16 protein-coding genes and 1 pseudogene are annotated in these 24,442 nt (G+C 72.9%); 9 read left to right on the plus strand and 8 right to left on the minus strand.

Features of this window, described 5'->3' with window-relative positions; genetic code table 11:
• Positions 1–4 precede the first annotated feature (4 nt).
• The 3 genes from ACIB24_RS04775 to ACIB24_RS04785 form a co-directional block, all read right to left on the minus strand.
• Complete coding sequence (locus ACIB24_RS04775; RefSeq protein WP_398275897.1) at positions 5–3,361, minus strand: bifunctional proline dehydrogenase/L-glutamate gamma-semialdehyde dehydrogenase; 3,357 nt, start codon at positions 3,359–3,361, stop codon at positions 5–7.
• 4 nt (positions 3,362–3,365) lie between these two features.
• Entirely contained in the window at positions 3,366–4,403 is a 1,038-nt protein-coding gene (locus tag ACIB24_RS04780; protein ID WP_398276757.1) for a Nickel transporter NicT, read from the minus strand.
• A 149-nt stretch (positions 4,404–4,552) separates the two neighbouring features.
• Positions 4,553–5,440: an LLM class flavin-dependent oxidoreductase gene (locus tag ACIB24_RS04785; protein WP_398275900.1), complete on the minus strand. Its 888-nt coding sequence runs from the start codon at positions 5,438–5,440 to the stop codon at positions 4,553–4,555.
• Positions 5,441–5,500: 60 nt separating this feature from the next.
• On the opposite strand from ACIB24_RS04785, the gene ACIB24_RS04790 reads away from it, so the two are divergent.
• A complete protein-coding gene (locus ACIB24_RS04790) occupies positions 5,501–6,931 on the plus strand; it encodes an MDR family MFS transporter (protein WP_398275903.1) in 1,431 nt (476 codons plus the stop codon).
• Between the two features lie 45 nt (positions 6,932–6,976).
• Here ACIB24_RS04790 and ACIB24_RS04795 read toward each other — a convergent pair whose 3' ends face one another.
• The 3 genes from ACIB24_RS04795 to sohB are packed head-to-tail and all read right to left on the minus strand — an operon-like array spanning position 6,977 to position 9,671.
• On the minus strand, positions 6,977–8,086 hold the full coding sequence (locus ACIB24_RS04795) for a winged helix DNA-binding domain-containing protein (RefSeq protein ID WP_398275905.1): 1,110 nt from the start codon (positions 8,084–8,086) through the stop codon (positions 6,977–6,979).
• The gene (locus ACIB24_RS04800; protein ID WP_398275908.1) at positions 8,083–8,643 is read right to left on the minus strand and encodes a carboxymuconolactone decarboxylase family protein; all 561 of its coding nucleotides are present in this window, start codon (positions 8,641–8,643) and stop codon (positions 8,083–8,085) included. The genes ACIB24_RS04795 and ACIB24_RS04800 overlap by 4 nt, the downstream gene beginning before the upstream one ends.
• A complete protein-coding gene (gene sohB, locus ACIB24_RS04805) occupies positions 8,640–9,671 on the minus strand; it encodes a protease SohB (protein WP_398275911.1) in 1,032 nt (343 codons plus the stop codon). Before sohB ends, ACIB24_RS04800 begins: the two co-directional genes overlap by 4 nt.
• A 104-nt stretch (positions 9,672–9,775) precedes the next feature.
• Between sohB and ACIB24_RS04810 the strand changes: the two genes are divergently transcribed.
• From ACIB24_RS04810 to ACIB24_RS04830, 5 genes are read left to right on the plus strand one after another with little or no spacing between them, the layout of a single operon-like run.
• Positions 9,776–10,219 carry a type II toxin-antitoxin system PemK/MazF family toxin gene (locus ACIB24_RS04810; protein ID WP_398275914.1) on the plus strand — a complete coding sequence of 148 codons (444 nt, stop codon included), beginning with the start codon at positions 9,776–9,778 and terminating at the stop codon, positions 10,217–10,219.
• 19 nt (positions 10,220–10,238) lie between these two features.
• Complete coding sequence (locus tag ACIB24_RS04815; protein WP_398275917.1) at positions 10,239–11,231, plus strand: pirin family protein; 993 nt, start codon at positions 10,239–10,241, stop codon at positions 11,229–11,231.
• Between the two features lie 32 nt (positions 11,232–11,263).
• Positions 11,264–12,031 (plus strand): dienelactone hydrolase family protein, encoded by a 768-nt coding sequence (locus ACIB24_RS04820; RefSeq protein ID WP_398275919.1) that lies wholly within the window; start codon positions 11,264–11,266, stop codon positions 12,029–12,031.
• Positions 12,032–12,073: 42 nt separating this feature from the next.
• Positions 12,074–13,870, plus strand: a complete 1,797-nt coding sequence (locus ACIB24_RS04825; RefSeq protein WP_398275922.1) for an ABC transporter ATP-binding protein — start codon at positions 12,074–12,076, stop codon at positions 13,868–13,870.
• Positions 13,871–13,922: 52 nt separating this feature from the next.
• Positions 13,923–17,231 (plus strand): BTAD domain-containing putative transcriptional regulator, encoded by a 3,309-nt coding sequence (locus ACIB24_RS04830; protein ID WP_398275925.1) that lies wholly within the window; start codon positions 13,923–13,925, stop codon positions 17,229–17,231.
• 3 nt (positions 17,232–17,234) lie between these two features.
• Here ACIB24_RS04830 and ACIB24_RS04835 read toward each other — a convergent pair whose 3' ends face one another.
• Positions 17,235–17,891, minus strand: a complete 657-nt coding sequence (locus ACIB24_RS04835) for a hemerythrin domain-containing protein (RefSeq protein ID WP_398275928.1) — start codon at positions 17,889–17,891, stop codon at positions 17,235–17,237.
• Between the two features lie 122 nt (positions 17,892–18,013).
• On the opposite strand from ACIB24_RS04835, the gene ACIB24_RS04840 reads away from it, so the two are divergent.
• Positions 18,014–19,222: a GGDEF domain-containing protein gene (locus ACIB24_RS04840; protein WP_398275930.1), complete on the plus strand. Its 1,209-nt coding sequence runs from the start codon at positions 18,014–18,016 to the stop codon at positions 19,220–19,222.
• A 122-nt stretch (positions 19,223–19,344) separates the two neighbouring features.
• On the opposite strand, the gene ACIB24_RS04845 is transcribed toward ACIB24_RS04840, so the two are convergent.
• Entirely contained in the window at positions 19,345–19,998 is a 654-nt protein-coding gene (locus ACIB24_RS04845; protein WP_398276760.1) for a GntR family transcriptional regulator, read from the minus strand.
• A gap of 94 nt (positions 19,999–20,092) precedes the next feature.
• Here ACIB24_RS04845 and ACIB24_RS04850 point away from each other — a divergent pair, with 94 nt between their 5' ends.
• Complete coding sequence (locus tag ACIB24_RS04850) at positions 20,093–21,313, plus strand: sarcosine oxidase subunit beta family protein (RefSeq protein WP_398275933.1); 1,221 nt, start codon at positions 20,093–20,095, stop codon at positions 21,311–21,313.
• Positions 21,313–24,296: pseudogene (locus ACIB24_RS04860) on the plus strand (sarcosine oxidase subunit delta family protein); the annotation flags it as partial. The gene ACIB24_RS04850 and the pseudogene ACIB24_RS04860, both read left to right, overlap by 1 nt.
• Positions 24,297–24,442: the final 146 nt, after the last annotated feature.

Consider the following 24,442-nt stretch of genomic DNA (forward strand, 5'->3'; position numbering starts at 1 on the left):
ATGATCACGAACTGGGGAGGCGGAGGTTGCCGTGCCGGTGCAGCGTGCGCGACACGGCCTGCTCGCGGGCCCAGCACAGGAGCTCCTGCTCGGGTGACCCCTGCAGGGGCCGCAGGTCCAGGTCGACCCGCGCCTGGGCGGCCTCGACCAGGAGGCGCTCGGACGGGTCGCCGAAGACCCGCAGCCGGTCGAAATCGCCCGCCCGGCTGAGGAAGTCGGCCACGGACTCGGAGACGGTCGAGATCTCCAGGCGCACGCCGAGCCGCTCGGCCAGGGCCCGGGCCACGAGGATGTCGCGTGGGTCGGTCGCGGGTTCGGTGCGCAGCAGCACGCCGCGCGGCAGCGCCCGCAGGCGCAGCAGGTTCTGCTCGCCGACCAGACCGCTGCGGTCCTCGCCGGCCTGCCAGTGCTCCCACAGCGCGCCGACCCGGTCCACGAGATCGTCCGCGGGAGTGGGCCACCGGCCCAGCGAGCCGACGTAGAACGGGCCGCCCGCCTTGATCCCCGGCCCGATCGCCGACTGCTTCCAGCCGCCGAACGGCTGCCGCTGCACGATCGCCCCGGTGATGTGCCGGTTCACGTACGCGTTGCCCGCCTCGACCCGCTCCAGCCACTCCTCGACCTCGCCGTCGTCCAGCGAGAACAGCCCGGCGGTCAGCCCGAACGGCACCGCGTTCTGCAGCTCCAGCGCCTCGTCCAGCCCCGCCGCGCGCATCACCCCGAGCACCGGCCCGAAGCACTCCGTCAGGTGGAAGTGCGAGCCGGGCTGCACCCCCACCTTGACCCCCGGCGACCAGGCCAGCGGGTTCCCGGACAACTGTTCCGGCTCCACGAGCCAGGTCTCACCCGGTTCGAGCCGGGTCAGGGCCCGGCGCAGGTCACCCTCGGGTTCGCGGACCAGTGGCCCCATCTGGGTCGCCGCGTCGTACCCCGCGCCGACGCGCAACGAGCGCACCGCGTCGGCCAGGCGGGTCAGGAACCGGGTGGAGTCGAGCAGGGCACCGTCGACGATGGCCAGGCTGGCCGCCGAACACTTCTGCCCGGCGTGCCCGAACGCCGAGCGCACCAGGTCGCGGATCGCGTCGTCCAGGTCGGCCGCCGCGGTGATCACGACCGCGTTCTTGCCCGAGGTCTCCGCGTGCAGGTTCAGCCCGGGCCGCCACGAGCGGAACAGGTGCGCGGTGGCCGACGACCCGGTCAGCACGACCGCGTCCACGTCGGGATGGGTGATCAGCCGGGTGCCGGCGCTGTCGTCGTCGGTGAGCACCAACTGGAGGACGTCGTCGGGCACCCCGGCCGCCCAGCACTGCTCGGCGAGATGGCGCGCCACGAGCACGGTCTCAGGGGCCGGCTTCAGGATGACCGACGCCCCCGCGGCCAGCGCGGCGAACACCCCGCCCGCGGGGATGGCGTACGGGAAGTTCCACGGCGCCGCCACGACCACCAGGCGGTACGGCTCGAAACCGGGCTCGAGCGACATCCCACACCGGCCGTAGTAGCGGGCGAAGTCGACGGCCTCCGAGACCTCGGGATCGGCCTCGTGGAACGTCTTCCCGGCGTCGTGGGCCATCACGGCAATGGTCTCGGCACGCTGGGACTGCATCGTCGCGGCCACCGCGTCGAGAACGTCGCACCGTTCCTGCGGGCTCAGCAGCCGCCAGCGGTCGGCCCCGGCCAGCCCGGCCGCGACGGCCAGCTCGACCTCGCTCTCGCCCACCGCCTGCCAGGTGTAGAGCGGCTTGCCGCTCGAGGGGTCGACCCCGGGCAGCGCCGTCGTCCGGTCGGTCACCTCGGTACCCGCGATCCGGGCGGTGACCGCGTCGGGGGCGGTGAACTCCGAGAGGGCGGAGGCGACCGCGATCCGGGTGCTCGGCTGTGTGGGGTCGGCGTCCGACTGGTTCGAGAACGCCTGCCCGGCAGAGTTTTCCGGGCCGGTGCCGCGGCGGGACACCGCGGGGTCGGCGTGCCGGGCGCGCACCGCGGCCTCGAACCGGGCCCGCTGGTCGGCCCACGCCTCGCCGGTCGTGGTCAGCCCGGGCAGGTGGGTGAGGAAGTTCTGCGGCGACGTGTTCTCGTCGAACCGGCGCACGAGATAGGCCGTGGCGGCGCCGAAGTCGGCCGCGGCCACGACCGGGGTGTACAGCACGACCCGGTGCCGCCCCTTGCGGCCGCCGACCAGGCGCAGGTGCTCGACGACCGCGCGGGCCTCGGCCTCCGCCATCCCGTGCAGCATCTCGACGTCGACCCGCTCCAAGGCCTGGGCCTCGGTGGCCAGGGTCAGGGCCCAGGCCACGTCGAAGAGGTTGTGGCTGGCCACCCCGACCCGCAGCGCGCCGGCCAGTTCGGGGGCCAGGGCCCGGTCGAGCAGGCGCTTGTAGTTGGCGTCGACCTCCTCCTTGGTGGCGAAGGGAGCGACCGCCCAGCCGTGCAGTTCGGCGTCCACCCGTTCCATCGCCAGGTTCGCGCCCTTGACCAGCCGCACCTTCACGGGCGCGCCACCAGCGGCCACCCGCTCCTGCGCCCACGCCGCCAGGTGCTCGAACGCGCCGACCGAGTCGGGCAGGTAGGCCTGCACCACGATCCCGGCCGAGAACGACTGCAGCTCGGGCAGTTCCAGGGCCGTGGTGAAGGCGTGCACGGTCGGCCAGAGGTCGGCGTACTCCTCCATGTCGAGGTTCACGAACGCCGGACGCTCGCGTTCCGACGCCGAGCGGCACAGCACCGCGAACGCCTCGGCGATCCGCTCCACACTGCCCTCGGCGTCCATCGGGTCGAGGTTCGCGCACACCGCCGACGCCTTGACCGACACGTACTCGACCTCGGGCCGGCCCAGCAGTTCCAGCGCGGTGGCCAACCGGGCCGCCGCCTCGTCGTCCCCGAGCACCGCCTCGCCGAGCGGGTTGACGTTGAGCTGGAAACCCTCGGCCCGGCGCCGCCGGATCGCCCGCGCGAGCGAGCGCTCCTCGACGTCCAGCACGATCGAACCCAGCTCCCGCCGGACCCGCGCGTGCAACTGGGCGACCACCACCGACGGCGTGGCCCGCGCGGCGGGCCCGGCGGCCCGCAGCATCGCCCGGTCCAGGGGCCCGGCGAACGCGGGCAACCCGCGCTCCTCCAGCACCCGCCGGAAGCGCCGGGCGGCGGCGCCGGCGTCCTCGATCCGCAGCACCTCGTCGGTGAGCTCGATCATGAAGTCGCGGGTGGCGGGGTCGGAGACCATCGAGGCCACCTGGGCCTGCCGGTCGCGCTCGGCCCGGGTCCGCAGCCGGTCGGCACGGTGCAGCAGCCGCTCGGCCAGCCGCTCGGCCCGCTCGATGAGCTGCGCGTCCTGCGCTTCGTCGTCCTCTAGTGGAAGAGCCACGCGCTCATTCTTGCGCCGCCGGGGCCTCGGGCGCGCTCCACCGCTCCTCGATGCGGCCGAAATGCCACACGACCAGCGCAACCACCCAGGCGAGCACGAAGAAGACGACGATCGCGTAACCCACGTAGTCGAGGGGGACACCCGCCACGGCGGCCAGCGGCCCGTTCTCGATGCCGAGCTTCTCGGCCAGCACGGAGATCAGCTCGATCACGCCGACCACCAGGGCCACCGCGACCGACAGGCTGGTGATCGTGATGTTGTAGAAGACCTTGCGCACGGGCTGGGCGAAGGCCCAGCCGTAGGCGACGTTCATGAACGCGCCGTCGATGGTGTCGAGCAGGCTCATCCCGGCCGCGAACAGGATCGGCAGCGTGAGGATCGCGTACCAGGGCAAGCTGACCGCCGCCGCCCCGCCCGCGAGCACCAGCAGTGACACCTCGGTGGCCGTGTCGAAGCCGAGCCCGAACAGGAAGCCCGTCGGGTACATCTGCCACGGCTTCCTGATGGTCCTGGTCAACCGCCCCAGGATCCGGTTCATGAAGCCCCGGTTGTTCAGGTGGTGCTCCAACTCGGCCTCGTCGAACTCGCCCTGCCGCATCCGCCGGAACACGTCGATGATGCCCAGCAGCACGAACAGGTTGATCAGGCCGATCGCGACCAGGAAGAGGCCCGAGACCGTGGTCCCGAAGACGCCGGTGACCTGCTGCAACGTCGAGCCGTCGTCCTCGATCTGCCCCGCCAGCGCCTTGACCCCGAGAGCCAGCAGCAGGCACAGCCCGAACACCACGCTGGAATGCCCGAGCGAGAACCAGAACCCGACCGAGACCGGGCGCTTGCCCTCCTCCATCAGCTTCCGGGTGGTGTTGTCGATCGCCGCGATGTGGTCGGCGTCGAACGCGTGCCGCATGCCCAGCGTGTAGGCGGTGACGCCCAGACCGACCGAGAACACCGCCCCGTTGCCGAGGTCGAAGTGTTCCGGGACGACGAGGCCCGTGAGCATCCCCCAGCCGATCACGTGCAGTGCGGCGATGAAGGCGGCCATCGCGCCGATGGTCAGCCACTCCCGCCGGCCCAGGCGACCACCGACGCGGGCGACGATCGAGGGGCCGCTGAGGGGTTCCGCCTGGAGGGTCACGGTCCGTCACGCTATTGCAAGGGATCCGCAATAGCCAGCGCGGCCGGAGGTGACGCTCACCCCAGCCGCGGCAGGGCCTCCGCGACCTGCTCCAGCACGCGCTCGTCCCCCGCGTACAGGCCGGCCGGGCGCGGCCAGTGCGACACGACGTCGGTGAAGCCGAGCGCGGCGGCCCGCCCGACGGCGTCCTCGAACGCCCCGAGCGAGGCGAGCGAGAACGTCGGCGCCGAGTCGAGGTTCAAGAGCCGGCGCCGACCCTCCGGGGCCAGCTCGTCGAACCGCTCGACCATTGCGCGCACGCCGTCCCACCAGCTCTCGACGTCGTCGCTCGGGCCGGGCCCGAGCGTCACCCAGCCGTCCCCGGCCTGGGCGGCCAGACGCATGAGCCGCGGCCCGTTGGCCGCCACGAGCAGAGGTGGACGACGCCCGCCCGGCCCGAGCGGGTCGGTTCCGGGCAGGTAGCTGCGCGCCTCGAGCGCCTCGTAGAAGCGCCCCTCGAAGGTCGTCTCGCGATCGGTGGTCAGCAGCCGCAGGAGGTGCACGAACTCCTCCAGCCGGCCAGCCCGCTCGCCCGCCGACAGGTCCCTCCCACCCGCGGCCCCCGACCCGAGCACCCGGCCGTCCCGGCGCGGCGTCCCCGCACCCACGGCGACCAGTGCGCGGCCCCCGCTCACGTCGTCCAGGCCCTGCACGTCCTTGGCGAACGGCACCGGGTGGCGGAAGTTCGGCGAGGCCACCCACGGGCCCAGCTCGATCCGGGTCGTGACCGTGGCGGCGGCGACGAGCGTCGGCCAGGTCGCGCCCCAGGCCTCGTCGGCCAGCGGGTCCCAGGTCAGGTGGTCGTAGGTCCAGGCGTGGTCGAAGCCAAAGGCCTCGGCCCGGCGCCACAGGTCGGCCTGCTCGCGCCAGGGGAGTTGGGGAAGGATGCAGATGCCGAAGCGCATGGCGCCGAGCCTAGGGCCGCCCCGGAATAGCGCGGTGTTCGCTCGTGGTTCCACGTTCCCGTGACCTCTGCGCCCCCCGCCTCGACCGAGACCGCGCCCGCCCCGAACCTCGGCCTGCGGGGTGAGCGGGGGCCGGTGCTGATCGCGGTCATGGCCTCGGTCGCGCTGGTCGCGCTCGACGCCACGGTGATCGCGACCGCCGTCCCGTCGGTGGTCAAGGACCTGGGCGGGTTCGACCAGTTCCCGTGGCTGTTCTCGATCTACCTGCTCACGCAGGCCGTCTCCGTGCCGATCTACGGGAAGCTGGCCGACCAGTTCGGCCGCAAGCCGATGATGCTGTTCGGGATCGGCGTCTTCCTGCTCGGTTCGGTGCTGTGCGGGTCGGCGTGGAGCCTCGGGTCGCTGATCGCCTTCCGGGCCGTGCAGGGGTTGGGCGCGGGCGCCGTGCAGCCGATCGCGATGACGATCATCGGTGACCTCTACTCGGTCGCCGAACGGGCGAAGATCACCGGCTACGTGGCCGGGGTCTGGGGCGCCTCGTCCGTGATCGGGCCGTCGCTGGGCGGGCTGCTGACCGAGTACACGTCGTGGCGCTGGATCTTCTGGATCAACATCCCGGTCGCCGTGCTGGCCGCCTGGCTGCTGGTCAAGCACTTCGCCGAGCGCACCGAGCCGACCCCGCGCACCGTCGACTACCTCGGTGCCACCCTGGTGGCGGGCGGGTTCGGGCTGCTGATCCTCGGGCTGCTCGAGGGGGGTGTCGCGTGGGACTGGTCGTCGGGCGCCTCGGTCGCGGTGCTCGGCGCCGGGGTGCTGCTGCTGGTCGCCGCCGGGTTCGTCGAGCGCCGGGCCGCGGAACCCGTGCTGCCCGGCTGGGTGTTCACCGACCGGGTGCTGATCGGCGCCAACCTCGCCGCGCTCACCGTCGGCGCGCTGCTCTTCGCGTTCAGCTCCTACGTGCCGACCTACGTGCAGACCGTGATCGGAACCGGGCCCCTGGTGGCCGGTCTCGCGCTCGCCGCCCTGACCGTCGGCTGGCCCGTCGCCGCCACCTACTCGGGCCGCATCTACCTGGCCATCGGGTTCCGCGCCACGGCGCTGATCGGGACGGCGTTCACCCTGGCCGGAACGCTGCTGGCCGCCTGGCTGCTGGGGCCGTCCGCGAACGTGTGGCAGGTCGCCGGTGCGATGGTGGTCGTCGGCTTCGGGCTGGGCCTGGTGAACAGTCCGCTGATCGTCGCGCTGCAGTCCGCGGTCGGCTGGACCCGGCGCGGGGTCGCGACCGGGACCAACATGTTCGCCCGCTCCATCGGCTCCGCGCTGGGGGTCGCCGTGTTCGGGGCCGTGGCCAACACGACGCTCGCGCACGGGACGGACCGCGCCCACGTGGCGACGGCCTCCCAGCACGTGTACACCGGGTTGATCGTGGTGGCGGTGTTGATGATCGTCGCCGTGCTGCTGGTGCCGCGGAAGGTCCCCGCGGCCGAGTGAGCCGCGCCCGGAATTCGACACGATCGTGTCGAATCCCGGGCGGGATCAGCCGTGGAACTCGGTGACCGTCACCTCGCCGAGCTCCAGGCCGAGGTAACCGGCCAGTGCCTGGCCCTCGGCCTCGATGCCGGCCGCCAGCGCCTCCGTCGGCGCGCCGAACGTGCGGGCGTCGAGCGTGACGGCGCCCTTCGCGGTCGAGTACTTCCAGTGCCCCCCGACCTGGGTGCCCTCGATGACGGTGTGCAGCCAGGTCGCCGTCATGCCGGGTTTCGAGGTGGGGGCCTTGAGCAGGATCGGGGTGCGGCCCTCGGTGTGGGCGACGGTGTACTCGTCCCACGCCTGCAGCAGCCGGACCCGCCGGGTCTCCCGGGCGGCCTCACCGGGCAGCGCGACGAAGGTCAGGCCGTCGTGCGTCTCGCGCTCCACGTCGTCGAGCCCGGCCAGGCCGGCGGTGAAGTCGCGGCCGGTCAGCCCGGACCACCAGACGAAGTCCTTCGCCGTGGCCGGGCCGTGGCTGCGCAGGAACATCCGGACCAGGCGGGCCAGGCCCTCCTCGCGCGAGCCGGGTGCGTACGGGCGCAGCCCCGCGTCGGACAGTCTCTGCGCCAGAGGGAGATACGTGTGGTGCCGCCCGGCGCGAGGGCCGCTGCAGACCGCGCCGTCGAGCTCGGCGTGGAACATGATGTGCGACATCGACGCGCCGGTCGTCCCGATGCCCTCGGCGGCGAGGACGGCGGCCAGTTGCGAGCGGTTCAGCGCGCCGTCGCTCTCCAGGGCGCGCAGGGCCATCGGTTTGGCCCGGGTGATCAGTTCGTCGTCCAGGCCGAGCTGCTTGTCGTAGTAGCGCAGCTTGGGGCGGATGCGTTCGGCGGTCAGGTCCAGCAGCCAGGGCAGGTCGTCGACGGCGACGAAGTGCCAGGTCGGGCGGAGGACGTGCGTGCGGACGAGGCGGCCGGAGTCGAACTCGGACTCGATGTCGGCCGACCGTCTCGGCTCCGAGAGTCGCTGGGCCAGGCCCCATTTCGCCGTCGCATCGTCCTGCCCCTGGTAGGCGCCGAACCAGCGCACGACCTCCTCGGCGGTGCCGAACCGTGGTTCGTCCAGCCCCGTGGCCCGCAGCCGGCGCCGGGCCACCGCCTCGAGGTCGGCGCTCATGAGCGGTGCTCGTCCTCCCGCACCCGCAGGGTCTTCAGCATCATCGCGACCATCTCGTAGTGGCCGACCAGGAAGCAGAACTCGATCAGCCGCCGCTCGTCGAGGAAGCCGGCCAGCGCGGCCCAGGTGTCGTCGTCCACCTCACCCGTCGCGTGCAGCTGCTCGGTCGCACGCATCAGGGCCAGCTGCTGCGGCGTCCAGCCCGGCGCCTGCGAACCGACCAGCGTGCGCTCGATCTCGTCGTCGCTCAGCCCGACCATCCGGCCCAGTCGCACGTGGTGGAAGCGTTCGTAGTGGGCCCCGGTCAGCGCGCCGACCCGCAGGATCACCAGTTCGGTGTCGCGGCGGCGTAGCTTCCCGCCCGGCATCAGCGTGGCCGCGAACAGGAGCCACCACCGGTAGAGCCAGCGGTGCCGGCCGACCGTCGTGAAGATGTTCGGCGGGCCCACGGTGCCGGAGCGACGGCCCAGGAACCGCGCGATGCCCCAGTTCAGGAAGCCGGTCTGGGCCCGGGTGCCCGGCCTGATCCGCGGCTCCGGCATGCCGTCGTCCGTCATCGGACCCCCTGCAGCCCGGAGGTTCCCGCGACCCGACCGGCCAGGCCGAGCAGGCGGTCCCGCATGCCGACCGGCTGCCGGTAGGAGACCTCGTAGATGTCGGCCCGCTCGCGCGCGGCGACCAGGTAGTCGTCGCTGGTCCGCAGCTCGTCCACCAGCCCCAGTTCGATCGCCCGCGCTCCGTACCAGTACTCGCCGGTGGCGACCCGTTCCAGGTCGAGCTGCGGGCGGTGGTCGGCGACGAACTCCTTGAACAGGTCGTGGGTGTCCTCGATCTGCTCCTTCAGCTTCTCCCGCGCCTCGTCGGTGGTGGGCGTGAGCATGGTGACGGTGCGCTTGTACCGGCCGCCGGTGAACTGCTCGACGTCGACGCCGAACCGGTCGAGCAACCGGTGGAAGTTCGGGATCTGGGTGACCACCCCGATGCTGCCGACGACCGCGAACGGCGCCGCGATGATCCGGTCGGCCACGCAGGCCATCATGTAGCCGCCGCTGGCCGCCACCGTGTCGACCGCCACCGTCAGCGGGATCGCGTGGTCGCGCAGCCGCAGCAACTGGGAGGCGGCCAGGCCCTGGTCGTTGACCAGCCCGCCCGGGTTCTGCAGCTTGACGACGACCTCGTCGTCGTCGTTCGCGACCATCAGGATCGCGGTGACCTCCTCGCGCAGGGCCGAGACCCGCGAGGCGCGGACGTCGCCGTGGAAGCTGAGCACGAAGACCCTCGGCTTGGGCGGCTTCTCACCCTGGGAAGCCGCGCGTGCCTCGCCCATGCGCCGGGCCTTGTCCTCGCGGTTGCGCCGCCGCCGCTCGGCCCGCAGCGCTCCGGCCGGGACCATGCCCGAGCGCAGGTCACGGGCCAGCTTGTCGTAGCGGCTGCCGACCTCGGTGACGCGCAGCGACGGTCGCGGGGCCTGCCGCCGTCCCGCGCCGGCCAACCGGAACACCAGACCGGCGGTCACGCCGAGGGCCAGCGCGACGGCCAGCAGCACCGTCACCGTCTTGGCCAGGAAGAGCAGGTAGTCGCCCATCGGCCCATCCTGACATCCGGCGTGCCCAGCCAAAGCACAGAGATTCGGCCCGGATGCTCGTGGATCCTGTGCTTTGGCTGGGCACGCCGGGGAAGATGGGGGGCGTGGCCGGACTGCTCAGGGCGCTGACGGGGTTCTTCCGGAGGCCGGCTCCCACGCCGTCGGAACTCGTCTTCGAGTACTCGCCGAACGCGGACGGCCGCCCCGACCCGGGCGAGATCGTCTGGACCTGGGTGCCCTACGAGGAGAACGACGGGCGCGGCAAGGACCGCCCCGTGCTGTTGATCGCCCGGCGCCGCCGCGGCCGGATGCTGGTCGGCCTGATGCTGACCAGCAAGGACCACGGCCGGACGGCGCGCCGCGACGGCCGGCACTGGCTCGACATCGGTTCGGGCCCGTGGGACCGGCAGTCCCGGCCGAGCGAGGTGCGCCTCGACCGTCTGATCGAGGTCGACCCGCGGGCGGTGCGCCGCCGGCACACCGCGCTGGACCGGGCTCGGTTCGACCGGGTCGTCGAGGCCGTCCGGGCCCTGCACGCCTCGCCGTGACCCGACGTACGCTCGGGACGTGAGCAACCTCGACGACCGCCCGGCGGAGACCCCGTGCGGCCGCACAGAAGGCCCCGGGCCGGTGAGCGACCTGCTCACGGGCCGGGACGTCGTCCTGGGCGGCCCGCGCGGCATGAAGGTGACCCGCACCCTGCCCAACCGCGACGTGCGCATGGTCGGCGCGTGGTGCTTCGTCGACCACTACGGGCCCGAGTCGCTGTCCGGGCGCGACGGCATGAGCGTCCCGCCGCACCCCCACACCGGGCTGCAGACCGTGAGCTGGCTGGTCGAGGGCGAGGTGCTGCACCGCGACAGCCTGGGTAGCGTGCAGGTCATCCGCCCCGGTCAGCTGAACCTGATGACCGCCGGGCGGGGCATCAGCCACGCCGAGCACTCGCCGCCGGAGGACGAGCGGCCCGACGGCATCCACGGCGTCCAGCTGTGGGTCGCGCTGCCGGACGAATCACGTTTCCAGGCGCCGCATTTCGAGCACCACGCCGACCTGCCGGTGGTCGAGCTGGACGGCGCGCGGGCCGTCGTCCTGCTCGGCGAACTGGCCGGCGCGCGCAGCCCGGCCGCGACGTACACGCCGATCGTCGGGGCCGAGCTCAGGCTCGACAAGGGCACCACGCTGGGCCTGGCCCTGCGCCCCGACTTCGAGCACGCCGTCCTGGTGCTGAGCGGCGACGTCGAGGTGGACGGCGAGGGGCTGACGCCCGGCCCGCTGCTGTACCTCGGCACCGGCCGCGGCACCCTCACGCTGGATGCCGAGCGGCCGAGCCGGGTGCTGCTGATCGGCGGTGAACCGTTCGGCGAGCCACTGGTGATGTGGTGGAACTTCGTCGGCCGCGACCACGACGAGATCGTCGCCTTCCGTGAGCAGTGGCAGGCGGGTGACCCGGTGTTCGGTTCGGTGTCGGACGACGGTGAGCGGCCGCCGGTCGGCGCCCGCCTCCCGGCCCCGGTCCTGCCCAACGCGCGGCTGGCCCCGCGACCCGGTCGCCGGAAGTAGCGCCCTCAACTACCGGGGGTAGCGTGCCCGTCATGCCCACCCTGAACGAGCTCCTGGACACCGTCCCCGAACCCGCCGGTGCGACCCTCGAGCGCTCGCTCGTCGACTACTCGCAGGAGGGCACGGCTCTTGAAGGCGTGCTGGTCAAGGACACCAGCCTCACCGGCAAGCGCCCCGGCGTCCTGGTGATCCACGAGTGGAACGGCATCAACGACTACGTCGAGACCCGGACGACGATGCTCGCCCGGCTCGGGTACGTCGCCTTCGCGCCCGACATCTACGGGAAGGGCGTCCGGCCCGGCATGGCCGACGCCCCGAAGGTGGCCGGGGCCTTCTACGGCGATCTCGGCCTGATGCGGGCGCGAGCGGCGGCCGGGCTGGAGCAGCTGCTGGCCGACGGGGACGTCGACCCCGATCGGGTGGTGACGCTCGGCTTCTGCTTCGGCGGGTCCGCGTCGCTGGAGCTGGCCCGCTCGGGCGCACCGGTCGCCGGAGCGGTGTCGCTGCACGGCACCCTGCCGCAGCACGCCGAGCCCGACGTCGACCGGATCACGGCGCGGCTGCTGGTGCTGACCGGGGGCGCCGACCCGAACGTGCCCGACGAGGCGATCGCCGCCTTCCAGGCCGAGCTGCGCACCAATCCGCAGGTCGACTGGCAGGTCACCGTGTACGCCGGAGCGATGCACGCGTTCACCAACCCGTTGACGAACTTCCCCGACCACGGGGCCGCCTACGACCCCCGGGCCGATGCGCGGTCGTGGCGGGCGCTGACCGGCTTCCTGGACGAGGTGTTCGCCTGAGGCCGCTCCGAAGGGCAACTTAGGCGACGCTAACCTCGCGGGGTGAGCGAGGTCGAACAGCACCTGAAGCACCCGCTGCGCCGGTTGTGGCGCAGGCACCGCACGTACCGCCCCAAGGTGGTGGCGGCGGTGACCGTGACCGTGGTCGAGAAGGTCGCGGACGTGATGCCCGAGCTGCTGATCGGGGCGGCGGTGGACGTCGTCGTCCGGGGCTCCGACTCGTTCGTGGCCGACCTGCTCGGCGTGCACGACCGGTTCGCCCAGATCGGCTGGATCGCGGCCTTCAACGCCCTGGTCTGGATCATCGAGTCGAGCACGGGCTACCTCGGCGACGTGCTGTGGCGGAACCTGGCCCAGCAGGTCGAGCACGACCTGCGGGTCGAGGCCTACGACCACGTGCAGCATCTGGACGTCGAGTGGCACGAAGGTGGCACGGTGGGCAGCACGCTGTCGGTGCTGAACGACGACGTGAACCAGCTGGAGCGGTTCCTCGACGTCGGGGCCCGGACGATCATCGCCACCACCCTGAACGTCGTTCTCGTGGGCGCGATCTTCGCCGCGTCGTCGTGGTGGCTGACCCTGTTGGCCTTCGCGCCCATCCCGGTGATCGTGGTCGGGTCGCTGTGGTTCCAGCGCCGCCTGGAGCCGCTGTACGCCGACGTGCGCGAGAAGGTGGGCGACCTGTCCGGCACGCTGGCCGCCAACCTGGGCGGGCTGACCACGATCAAGGCGTTCACCGCCGAGGACCGCGAGACCGCCCGCGTGCGTGACCTTTCCGACCGCTACCGGCTGGCCAACCGGAGGGCGATCCGCTCGTCGGCCGCGTTCGTTCCGCTGATCCGGATGGCGATCCTCGCCGGCTTCACCTGCACCCTGCTGCTGGGTGGCTGGGCCGTGCTCGATGGCACCCTCGAGATCGGGCTCTACTCGGTGCTGGTCTTCATGACCCAGCGCCTGCTCTGGCCGCTGACCGACGTCGGTGAGGTGCTCGACCTGTACCAGCGGGGCATGGCCTCGACCCGGCGCATCCTCGCCCTCCTGGACGAGACCCCTTCCGTCGTGCAGGGTTCCGCGACGACGAGCGCCCCGCCGCGCGGGGCCGTCACCCTGCGCGCGGTGCGGGCCGGGTACGGCGAGGCGCCCGACGTCCTGCACGGGATCGACCTGGAGGTGCCGGCCGGCGAGGTGCATGCGGTCGTCGGGGCGACCGGGGCCGGCAAGTCGACCCTGCTGCGACTGCTGCTGCGCTTCCAGGACCCGCGCTCGGGTGAGGTGCTGCTCGACGGGCACGACGTGCGCGACCTCGACTGGGAGACCCTGCGCGGCGCGATCGGCTACGTCGCCCAGGACGCCTTCCTGTTCCGCGGCACGGTGGCCGAGAACATCGCCTACGGAGCGCCTTCCGCGACCCGTGCGCAGATCGAGGAGGCCGCGGCGCTCGCGGCGGCGGCCGGTTTCGTCGAGGCCCTGCCCGACGGCTACGACACCCTGGTCGGGGAGCGCGGCCAGACCCTGTCCGGCGGGCAGCGGCAGCGGCTGGCGCTGGCCCGGGCGATCCTGCGCGACCCGGCGCTGCTGGTCCTCGACGAGGCCACCTCGGCGGTCGACAACGAGACCGAGCAGGCCATCCAGCGGTCGCTGGCCACGGTGACCCGGGGCCGCACGACGGTGATGGTCGCCCACCGGCTGTCCACCGTGCGCTCCGCCGACCGGATCTGGGTGCTGGAGAACGGGCTCGTCACCGAGGCCGGTACGCACGACGAGCTGGTCGCGGCCGGGGGCGCCTACGCGGCGCTGTGGGCCGTGCAGACCGGGGCGGCCCTGCTCGATCCGACGTGATCATGGTTGAGGACTCACGGATTTCACGACGGGTGCCTATGCTGACCCGGCCATGACCGCCGAACCCGTGACCGTCGACGTCCTCGGACCGTTGCGGGCGACCGTCGGCGGGGCTCCCGCCGACCTGGGCGGCCCCCGACAGCGCGCCGTCCTGGCCCGGCTCGTCGCGGGTGGTGGGCACGTGGTCTCGACCGACCGGTTCGTCGACGACATGTGGGACGGCGAGCCGCCGCCCAAGGCCCTGGCGGCCCTGCAGGTGCACGTGTCGAACCTGCGCCGGGCCCTGGAACCCGGCCGGGCCCGGCGGGCGCCCGCCGAGGTGCTGACCAGTGTCCCGCCCGGGTACGCCCTGCACCTGCCCGCCGACGCGGTGGACGCCTGGCGGTTCGAGGGGTTGCTGCGGCGGGCCGCCGACGTCCCGGACGTCGCGGGCCGCCGCGACCTGCTGCGCGCGGCCCTGGACTGCTGGGCCGGGGACGCGTACTCGGAGTTCGCCGACGCCGCCTGGGCGGGCCCTGAGGTGGCCCGCCTGAGCGAGTTGCGCCTCGTCGCCTTCGAGCTGCACGCCGCCGCGGAGCTCGACCTCGGCCAGGCCGCGCGGCTGGTGCCGGACCTCGAGCGGCACCTGACCGGCCACCCGCTGCGGGAGGAGGCCGTCCGGCTGCTGGCGCTGGCGTTGTACCGGGCCGGTCGCCAGGGGGATTCGCTGGCCGCCCTGCGCGCCGCCCGCGACCGCCTGTCCGACGGGCTCGGCATCGACCCCGGCCCGGCCCTGCAGAAGCTGGAGGCCGACGTCCTGGCCCAGGCCGACTCCCTGATGGCCCCCGCTCCCACAGCCAGTCCCGTGATCATGGAAACTTCTGGTGTTCTCCACGATCAACCGAACCCCGCGCAGCTCAGCCCTGACACGAGAAGTTTCCATGATCACGGGAAGCCCGGCGGCAGGCGAGCGACGAGCATCGGGCGAGCGGATCAGGTCCTGAAACTCAACCAGGCCGCCGACGAGGCCAAGAGCCACGGCCTGCGGCTGGTCTGGATCGGCGGTGAGGCCGGCGCCGGCAAGACGACGTTGTGCGAGGTCGTCACCGATCAACTGGCCGCTTCAGGGTGGACGACCGCGTGGGGCCGCTGCCCCGAGGTCGACGGCGCCCCGCCGGCCTGGGCGTGGACCGAGGTCGTGGCCGGCCTGCACGGTGTGCGCCCCGAAGCGGAGGTCGTGGAGGAGTCGGCCTTCCGGCTCGCCCGCTCGGTGGCCGGACAGCTGCGCGCCCGGGTCGCCGGTGGCCCGCTGCTGGTCGTGCTGGACGACGTCCATCGCGCCGACAGCGCGACCCTCCAGTTGCTGCGCCAGCTCAGCCTCGAACTGGCGGACGCGCCGGTGCTGGTGATCGCCGGGTACCGCCCGTCCGAGGCGGACGAGGAACTCGGTGCGACGTGGGCGGTCCTGGCCGCGGCGACGGCCGACCGGCTCGAGCTGACCGGCCTGACCCGCGACGGCGTCCGCGAGCTGGCCCACGAGTCGGGGCTCGACCCCGACGGCGCGGTCGTCGACGTCCTCCTCGAGCGCACCGGCGGAAATCCGCTGTTCGTGCGGGAACTCGCCCGGCTGCTGGCCTCCGAGGGACGCGACGCCGCGCGGCAGGCGGTGCCGGCCGGGGTGCGTGACGTGCTGCGCCGCCGCGTCGCACGCCTGCCCGGCCCGGCTCAGACCGTGCTGCGGCAGGCCGCCGTCCTGGGGCGGGACGTGGACGTCGACCTCCTCGTCGAGGTCGGTGGCCGCGACGAGGACGAGCTGCTCGACGGTCTCGAGTCCGCCGTCCTGGCGGGCATTCTCAGCGAGCCGTCGCCCGGGCGGGTGCGGTTCACGCACGCCCTGATCCGCGACTGCGTCTACGAGGAGACGCCGATGCTGCGCCGGGTGCGCTGGCACTCGGCGGCGCTGGACGTGCTGCGGGCCGGTGGTCGGGCCGACCCGGCGGCGCTCGCTCATCACGCGCTGGCCGCGGCCACGCCGCAGACCGCCGCCGAGGCGTCGCGGTACGCGGAGGCGGCGGCCCGGCAGGCGCTCTCGTTGGGGGCGCAGGGTGAGGCCAAACGGCTGCTGGAGGCCGCTCTGGCGATGCTGGACCTGGCGGGTGACACCGACGCCGAACGGCGCATCGAGCTGTTGGTGGAACTGGTTCCCGCCGCGGCCCGCTCGGCCGACGCGGTGCGGGCCCGGTCGGCCCGCGCCGAGGCCGTCGCGCTCGCGCAGCGACTGGGCCGCGACGACCTGCTCGTGCAGGCCCTCAGTTCGTACCGGGCGCCCGTGGCCTGGGCGATCCGGGCCTGGAACGACGGGGGCAGCCCCGCCGCGATCATGCGTGAGGTGCTCGAGGCACCGCCCGACCGGTACGCCTTGGACGACGTCACCCGGGTCTGGCTGCTGTTCGGGTTGATCTTCGAGCAGGAGGACCAGGCGGCCCGGTACGGGATGGACGACGTCCTGCGGTGGTCGACCGAGGCGCTCGAGCTGGCTCGGGCCACCGGTGATCCCCTCGCGCTGTGCGCCGCGCTGAACGCCCGCTCGTACCTCGCGCTCGGTCCCGACCTGGTCGAGGAGCGCGAGCGGGACGCACGCGAACTCACGGACCTCGCGACCGCCCACGGGCTGCAGGACTACCAGGCTCTAGGGCACTGGTTCCTCTTCATGTACCACGGTTCGGTGACCGACCTGGTCGGGGCCCGCCGGGAGGCGGCGCTGGCTCTGGAGCAGTCGACGAGCGGCCAGCTGGGCTTCCTGCTCGGCGCGTTGGGCTATTTCGAGGCGGAGCTCGCGGTGCTGGACGGCCGGCTCGACGAGGCGGCGGCCCGGTACCGGACGCTGGCCCGTCAGATGGTGGACAACGGCGCGCCCAACGGCACGGAGCTGGCCGTCCTGGGCGATGTCGTGGTCGGGTTCGCGCGCGGCGACCTCGCCGGGGCGGTAGCAGGACTGCGCGAGGTGCACGCGATGTCGGACGAGGCGTTCCCGCAGGCCCTGGTGCTCGCCCTGCTGGACGCCGGGCTGGAGGAGGAGGCGCGGGCCGTCTGGGACCCGGCCGTCCCGGTGCCCCGCGGCTACTACTGGTTGGCCATGATGACGGTCAAGGCGTACGCCGCGGCCCGCGTCGGTGACGGGGAGACCTCCGCGACGATCTACGCGCAGCTGCTGCCCTGGGCCGGCCGGGTCGCCGGGATCGACGCCGGGTCGGTCAGTTTCGGCCCGGTGGACGCGGCCCTGGCCGAGCTGGCCGACCGGCTCGGGCGCCCGCTCGACGCCGACCGTCATCGGGCCGACGCCGAGCGGGTGCGGCAGGTGGTGGCGGACCAGCTGGGCTGAGCCTCACGCCCAGATCGCCCGCTCCAGCCGCCGGTACGGCCGGCGCACGATCGCCAGCATCAGGACGATCACCGGTCCCGCCGTCTTCTTCAGCGTGGCGAGTTCCTCCGGTGTGCAGGCGTCGGCGATGCGGGGGAGCTCGAACGACAACCGGCCGTTCCTGCGCACCTGCGCCTCGACCTCGGCCCAGTCGCCGACCGACAGGTACCTCAGGATGACCGGGAACACGTCGCGCTCCTCCTCGGCGATGTGCTCCTCGAGCAGGTCCCGCAGCTGGGCCAGCTGGAGGGCCAACGCGGCGGCGGCGTCCTCCGAGTCCGGCGCCGTGGCCAGGGCCCGGGCCGCCTCGCGCAGCCGGGCCAGCTTCGGGTCCAGCACGCTGTGGTCGTCGCTCAGTTCGGTCAGGTCGATGTGCCCACCGGCCCGCTTCTCGATCACGGGCCAGAGGATGTCGTCCTCCGCGGCGTGGTGGTGGTGGACGGATTCGGCCAGCAGTTCCAGGTATGTCGCCAGCGCCCGGGTCCGTCGTGGGGTGGCGGCTACGCGGCCCGCGCTGATCGCCTGGGCGACCTCGGCGGTGCGGCGCAGGTCGCGCAGCATCACCCGGTGGGCCAGCCGCATGCCGATGATGTCCGGTTCGACGTGCTCTGCAGTAGTCATGTCGCACAGCCTCGGCCCGACCTCTTAAGCGGCACTTCTCCGGCACTTGCCGTCCGGGTTCAAGTGCGGCCGTCCGGGTGACGATCCAGCACGAGAGCCGGAGGTGGGGAGGTGAGGCGTCGGTGAAGTCCAAGCACCGCGCGCCGCGCGGTGGCGCGCTGCGCCGTGCCCTGCGCACCGCCGTCGAGCAGATCGCCCCCTACGACATCGACGCCGCCCGCCGGGTGGGCGCCGCGATCATCGCCGTCTTCGCCGTCAGCGTGTTCGTGGGCACCCAGGCGGTACCGGTCCCGACGGAACTGCGGATCAGCGTGGGCTACGTCGTCCCGGCCCTGCTGCTCGGCAGCGCCGCCCTGCTGATGCTGGTCCGGGCTCTGGTCGCCCCCGCCATGCTGCTGTTCAGCGTGCTGGGGGTGGTGCTGATCGCCGTCCTGAACATCCTGACCCACGACGCCTCGGCCGGCGCCCAGGTGGCCTTCTGCGCACCGGTCATGTTCGCGGCCTCGCAGCTGAAACCGGCCGCTTCGCTGACCACCCTGGTGGCCGCCGTGGCGGCCGAGGTGACCACCGTCCTGACCCTGAACAACAGCGGCGCCGGGTACGCCGACATCGCGTACGTCTCCAGCAGCCTGATCGCGATCGGCCTGCTGCTGATCGCCGCCGGGCGCCGTCAGTACCGGCTCGTCCAGCAGTTGGAGCGCCGCGCGGCCATCGACCCGCTGACCGGGCTGGTCACCCGCAGCGTGCTGGACGGCGCCGTGACCTCCGCGCTGAACACGGCGGGGGCGGTGGACCGCGCCGGGACGGCGATGATCCTCATCGACGTGGACCACTTCAAGTCCGTGAACGACAGCTTCGGTCACCCGATCGGCGACGACGCGCTGGCCCACGTGGCGGCGCTGCTGGTCGCCCAGGTCCCGACCGACGCCGTGGTGAGCCGGCTCGGGGGCGACGAGTTCGCCGTCCTGCTGCCCGGTTGCGACGCGGAGGTGGCGACGGCGATCGCCGAGGAGTTCGGCGAGGCCGTGCGGCGCAGCCCGCTGCGCCGACCCGGCCAGGCCCGGCTGCCGCTGTCGATCAGCTGCGGGGTCGGGTACAGCGCCCCGGGCCGGATGACGTTGCGCCAGCTGTACGCCTGCGCCGACCACTCGCTCTACGAGGCGAAACGAGCCGGTCGCGGGCGCGTCGGCCCGCCGGCCGAGGAACCGCCCGAGGGCGCGACCCCCGGGGACGACGCCGGGCCGGTCCCGGAGGTCGGCGGCGGTGAGGAGCCGGGTCGGGTCCCGGCCCCGCGGACCCCACCCGCCGGCGTCACCCTGCACCAGCCATGATGCGTTTGCGCATGATCACCACAGGAGTTCTGCGTTTGCGCATGATCGACACCCTGTTGCAGTGATCATGCGCAAACGCAGCTTCTGTGCAGTGATCATGCGCAAACGCAGAACCGCGCAGGTCAGATGACGGAGCGGACCGCGCGTTCGAAGGTCGTCACGTGGGCGGCCGCGGCGGTGCGGGCGCCGTCGGCGTCGCCGTTCTGGATCGCCTCCAGCATCGGCAGGTGCTCGGTGCGGTGGTCGACCTCGGGCAGCCGGTCGAGGAACAGGTACCAGATGCGCAGCGACAGGTCGTAGTAGTGCTCGAGATCGGCCTGCAGGTACCGGTTGTGGCAGCACTTGTAGACCTCGCGGTGCACGAGGGTGTCGAGCTGCATCCCGGCCCGGCGCCCGCCCGGGTGGCGGCGCAGCGTGGCCGCGAGTTCGGCGAGCCGGCGCTTGTCGGCCTCGGTCGCGCGCTGCGCGGCGCGGTAGGCGGCCAGGCCCTCGAGCTGGCGGCGCACGTCGCAGATCAACCCGTGGTCGGTGATGTCGATCTCGGCGACGAAGGTGCCCCGGCGGGGGTAGATGACGATCAGGTTCTCGGCCTCGAGCCGCTTGATCGCCTCCCGCAGCGGGGTGCGCCCGACCCCGAGCCGGGCGGTCAGCCCGTCCTCGTTGAGCGGGGTGCCCGGAGGGAGCTGTAACGTCACGACGAGGTCGCGCAGAGCGACGTACGCCTGCTCCGCCAGAGGGGCGGCGGGGGCCCTCTGCTCCTCGTTGACGCTGGTCATCACGGGGTCTAGCCTAACGCAGCGATTGATATATCAGTTGATGATCAGTCGGGTGTCAGTGACTTTCCGAAATCGTCGAGGCGCAGGGAGTTCCGTGCACGGGCAGACGGGCCAGCAGCACCCCGACGTCCTCTGGCGCTCGCCGGAGCCGAAGCGGGCCTACGACGTGGTGATCGTCGGCGCGGGCGGGCACGGGCTGGCCACCGCCTACTACCTGGCCGCGCACCACGGCATCACCGACGTCGCGGTGCTCGAACGCGGCTGGCTGGCGGGCGGGAACATGGCCCGCAACACCACGATCATCCGGTCCAACTACCTCTGGGACGAGAGCGCCGGCATTTACGAGAAGGCCCTGCAGCTGTGGCAGGGCCTACCCGGCGAGCTCGACTACGACTTCCTGTTCAGCCAGCGTGGGGTGCTCAACCTGGCGCACACCCTCGGCGACATCCGCGAGGGCAAGCGCCGGGTGCACGCCAACCAGCTGAACGGCGTGGACGGCGAGTGGCTCGACCGCGACGGCGTCGCCGAGGTCTGCCCGATCGTCAACCTCTCCGAGGACGTCCGGTACCCGGTGCTCGGCGGCACGTGGCAGCCGCGCGCCGGCATCGCCAAGCACGACCACGTCGCCTGGGCGCTGGCCCGTGGGGCCGACCGGCTCGGCGTCGACCTGGTCCAGCACTGCGAGGTCACCGAACTGCTCCGGGACGGCGACCGCGTCACCGGGGTGCGCACCCCGCGGGGCGACATCGCCGCGGGGTCGGTCGTGCTGGCCGCGGCCGGACATTCGTCGGTACTGGCCGACACGATCGGCCTGCGGCTGCCGGTACAGAGCCACCCCTTGCAGGCCCTCGTCTCCGAGCTGCTCGAGCCGGTGCACCCGACGGTCGTGATGAGCAACCACGTGCACGTCTACGTCAGCCAGGCGCACAAGGGCGAACTGGTGATGGGCGCGGGCGTCGACGGGTACAACGGCTACGGGCAGCGCGGGTCCGTGCACGTGATCGAGCACCAGATGGCCGCCGCGGTCGAGCTGTTCCCGATGTTCGCGGGCGCCCACGTGCTGCGGACGTGGGCGGGCATCGTCGACGTCACGCCCGACGCATCGCCCGTGGTCGGGCTCACGCCGTTCGAGGGGTTGTACGTCAACTGTGGCTGGGGGACGGGCGGTTTCAAGGCCACCCCGGCCGTCGGCTACGTGCTGGCCCACACGGTCGCGCACGGTGCACCGCACGAGCTGAACGCGCCGTTCAGCCTCGACCGGTTCACCAGTGGGGCCCTCATCGACGAGCACGGAGCCGCGGCGGTGGCGCACTGATGCTGCTCATCACCTGCCCCTGGTGCGGCGAACGCCCAGAGCCCGAGTTCGGCTACGGCGGTCAGGCCCACGTCGCGTACCCGGCCGACCCCTCGGCACTGTCCGACGAGGACTGGGCGCAGTACCTGTTCTTCCGCGACAACCCCAAGGGCCCGTTCGCCGAACGCTGGGTCCACGCGGCCGGGTGCCGCCGCTGGTTCAACGCCGTGCGCGACACCGCCACCAACGAGTTCCTGCGGGTCTACCGGCCGGGGGAGGCTCGATGAGGCGACTCGAGACCGGTGGTGTCGTCGACCGCTCCGACGTGCGCCGGTTCACGCTCGACGGGACGACGTACGCCGGGTTCGGCGGGGACACGGTGGCCTCGGCGTTGCTCGCCTCGGGCGTGATCCACGTCGGGCGCTCGATCTACCGCGGCCGGCCGCGGGGCATCCTCACCGCCGGCCCCACCGAGCCGAACGCGTTCGTACAGGTCGAGTCCTGGCCGTCGGGCGCGGCGACCGAACCGCTGGTGCCGATGACGACACTCGAGCTGGTCGACGGGCTCGAGCTGCGCTCGCTGTCCGGCATCGGGCGACTCGGTGGGCGCGACCTGTCCCGGTACGACGCGAGGTACGTGCACGTCGACGTGCTCGTGGTCGGTGGGGGCGACGCCGGGCTGGAGGCCGCGGCGCAGGCGTCGGCCGCGGGTGAGCGGGTCCTGCTGGTGGAGGAGCGGCCGCACCTCGCCGGCCCGCTCGACCCGGCCCCCGACCTCACGGTGCTGACCCGGGCCGCGGCCGTCGGGCTGTACGACGCGAACTACGCGCTCGTCGTCGAGAAGCGCACGGACCACCTGCCGGCCCCGGCCCCGGAAGGCGTCTCCCGCCAACGGGTCTGGCACGTCCGGGCCCGGCGGGTCGTGCTGGCCACCGGCGCGCACGAGCGGCCGCTGGTGTTCGCCGACAACGACCGGCCCGGGGTGATGCTGTCGTGGGCGGTGCACACGTACCTGGAGCGGTACGCGGTCGCGCCGGGCTCGCGCGCCGTCGTGGCGACGGTCGACGACGCGGCGTACCGGACGGCGCTGGCCCTCGTGCGCGCCGGGGTTCCCGTGGCCGCGCTGCTGGACTCGCGCCCGTCGCCGCCCCCGGAGCTCGTCGACCGGGTGCGCGCGGCCGGGGTCGAGGTCTATCCCGGTGAGGTGGTCACCGGGACGCGGGGTGACGAGACCGGGCGCGTGTCAGCGGTTCTCGCGGGTGGCCGGACGTTCGAGGCCGACCTGCTGGCCGTCGGCGGCGGCTGGAGCCCCGACCTGCACCTGTTCACCCAGGCCCGGGGGACGGTCCGCTGGGACGAGCGGTGCTCCGCGTTCCTGCCCGACGTCGCACCGCCCGGGGTCACCGTGGTCGGCGCGGCCCGGGACGGGCTGCCCCCGCACGGCGACGCCCCGCGACCGGTCTGGATCGCCGGGGCCGAGAACGCCGACCCGGCCACGCTGCACGACCACTTCGTCGACCTCCACCGGGACGCCACCGTGGCCGACGTCGCCCGCGCCGTCGGGGCCGGCCTGCACCACCTCGAGCACGTGAAGCGGTACACGACCATCGGCACCGGGCACGACCAGGGCCGCACCGCCGGGCTCAATGCGGCGGGCCTCGTCGCGGGCCTGACCGGGCTGGAGGTGGCGGTTCTCGGGGCGACCGGGCAACGCCCGCCGTCCCATCCGGTGCTGTTCGCCGCCCTCGCCGGCCGCGAGGTCGGTGCGCTCGCCGACCCGGTGCGGGCCACCCCGATCCACCCGTGGCACGTCGCGCACGGGGCGGTGTTCGAGGACGTCGGCCAGTGGAAGCGCCCCCGGTTCTACCCGCGCGACGGCGAGTCGATGGACGACGCCGTGCTGCGTGAGTGCCACGCCACGCGGTCCTCCGTCGGGATGATGGACGCCAGCACGCTGGGCACGATCGAGATCGTCGGTCCGGACGCCCCGGAGTTCCTGAACCGCATGTACACCAATGCTTTTGCGAAGCTACCGGTCGGCTCCGCGCGCTACGGCCTGATGTGCGGGCCGGACGGCATGGTCATCGACGACGGCGTGACGATGCGCCTGGCGCCGGACCGGTACCTCATGTCGACCACCACGGGCAACGCAGCCAAGATCCTCGACTGGCTGGAGGAATGGCTGCAGACCGAGTGGCCCGACCTGCGGGTCGCCAACACCTCGGCGACCGAGCAGTGGTCGACCGCCGCCGTCGTCGGTCCGCGCTCGCGCGACGTGGTGGCGAGAGTGCTGCCCGGGCTGGACGTCTCCGCCGACGCCTTCGGCTTCATGACGTTCCGGGAGGTGACCTTCGCCGGTGGGTCGGGCGACGTCGCAGGGTACGTCGCCCGGATCTCGTTCTCGGGCGAGCTGGCCTTCGAGCTCAAGGTGCCCGGCTGGTACGGGCTCTCGCTGTGGGAGGCGGTGCACGCGGCGGGCGCCGAGTTCGGCATCACCCCCTACGGCACCGAGGCGATGCACGTGCTGCGGGCCGAGAAGGGGTACCCGATCATCGGGCAGGACACCGACGGCACCGTCACCCCGTACGACCTGGGGATGAGCTGGATCGTCTCCAAGGCCAAGGACTTCGTGGGCAAGCGATCGTTCGGCCGCCCCGACGCGAGTCGCCCCGACCGGCGGCACCTGGTCGGCCTCCTGCCCGTCGACCCCACCGTGCTCATCCCCGAGGGGGCCCAGGTCGTCGAGGACGGCCGGCTCGCGCCGGGCCCACTGGTCCTGCCGGCCGGCGGCGCCCGCGTCCCGATGATCGGCCACGTCACGTCGAGCTACCGCAGTGCTGCGCTCGGAACCTTCGATTCACCGCGCGCTTTCGCCCTCGGGTTGGTGGCCGGGGGCCGCGACCGGCTCGGTTCCACCGTGCTCGCCGTCGGCGACGGCCAGGTCATCCCGGCGGTTCTCGCCGACCCCGTGCTGTACGACCCCGACGGCGCCCGCCGTGACGGCGACCCCACCCTCCCCCGTGATCAAGGAAATCTTGGTGATGGAGGCATTCTTCACCGTCGGTCGGCACTGCAGGGCCGTGCCTTTCCGGCGACGGAGGCCGTCACGATCGAGGAGCTCCCGCACCTCACCCAGGTGAACCTGAGGGT

Origin of the sequence: Spongisporangium articulatum (assembly GCF_044465595.1) — a bacterium.
Lineage (GTDB): Bacteria > Actinomycetota > Actinomycetes > Actinomycetales > Kineosporiaceae > Spongisporangium > Spongisporangium articulatum.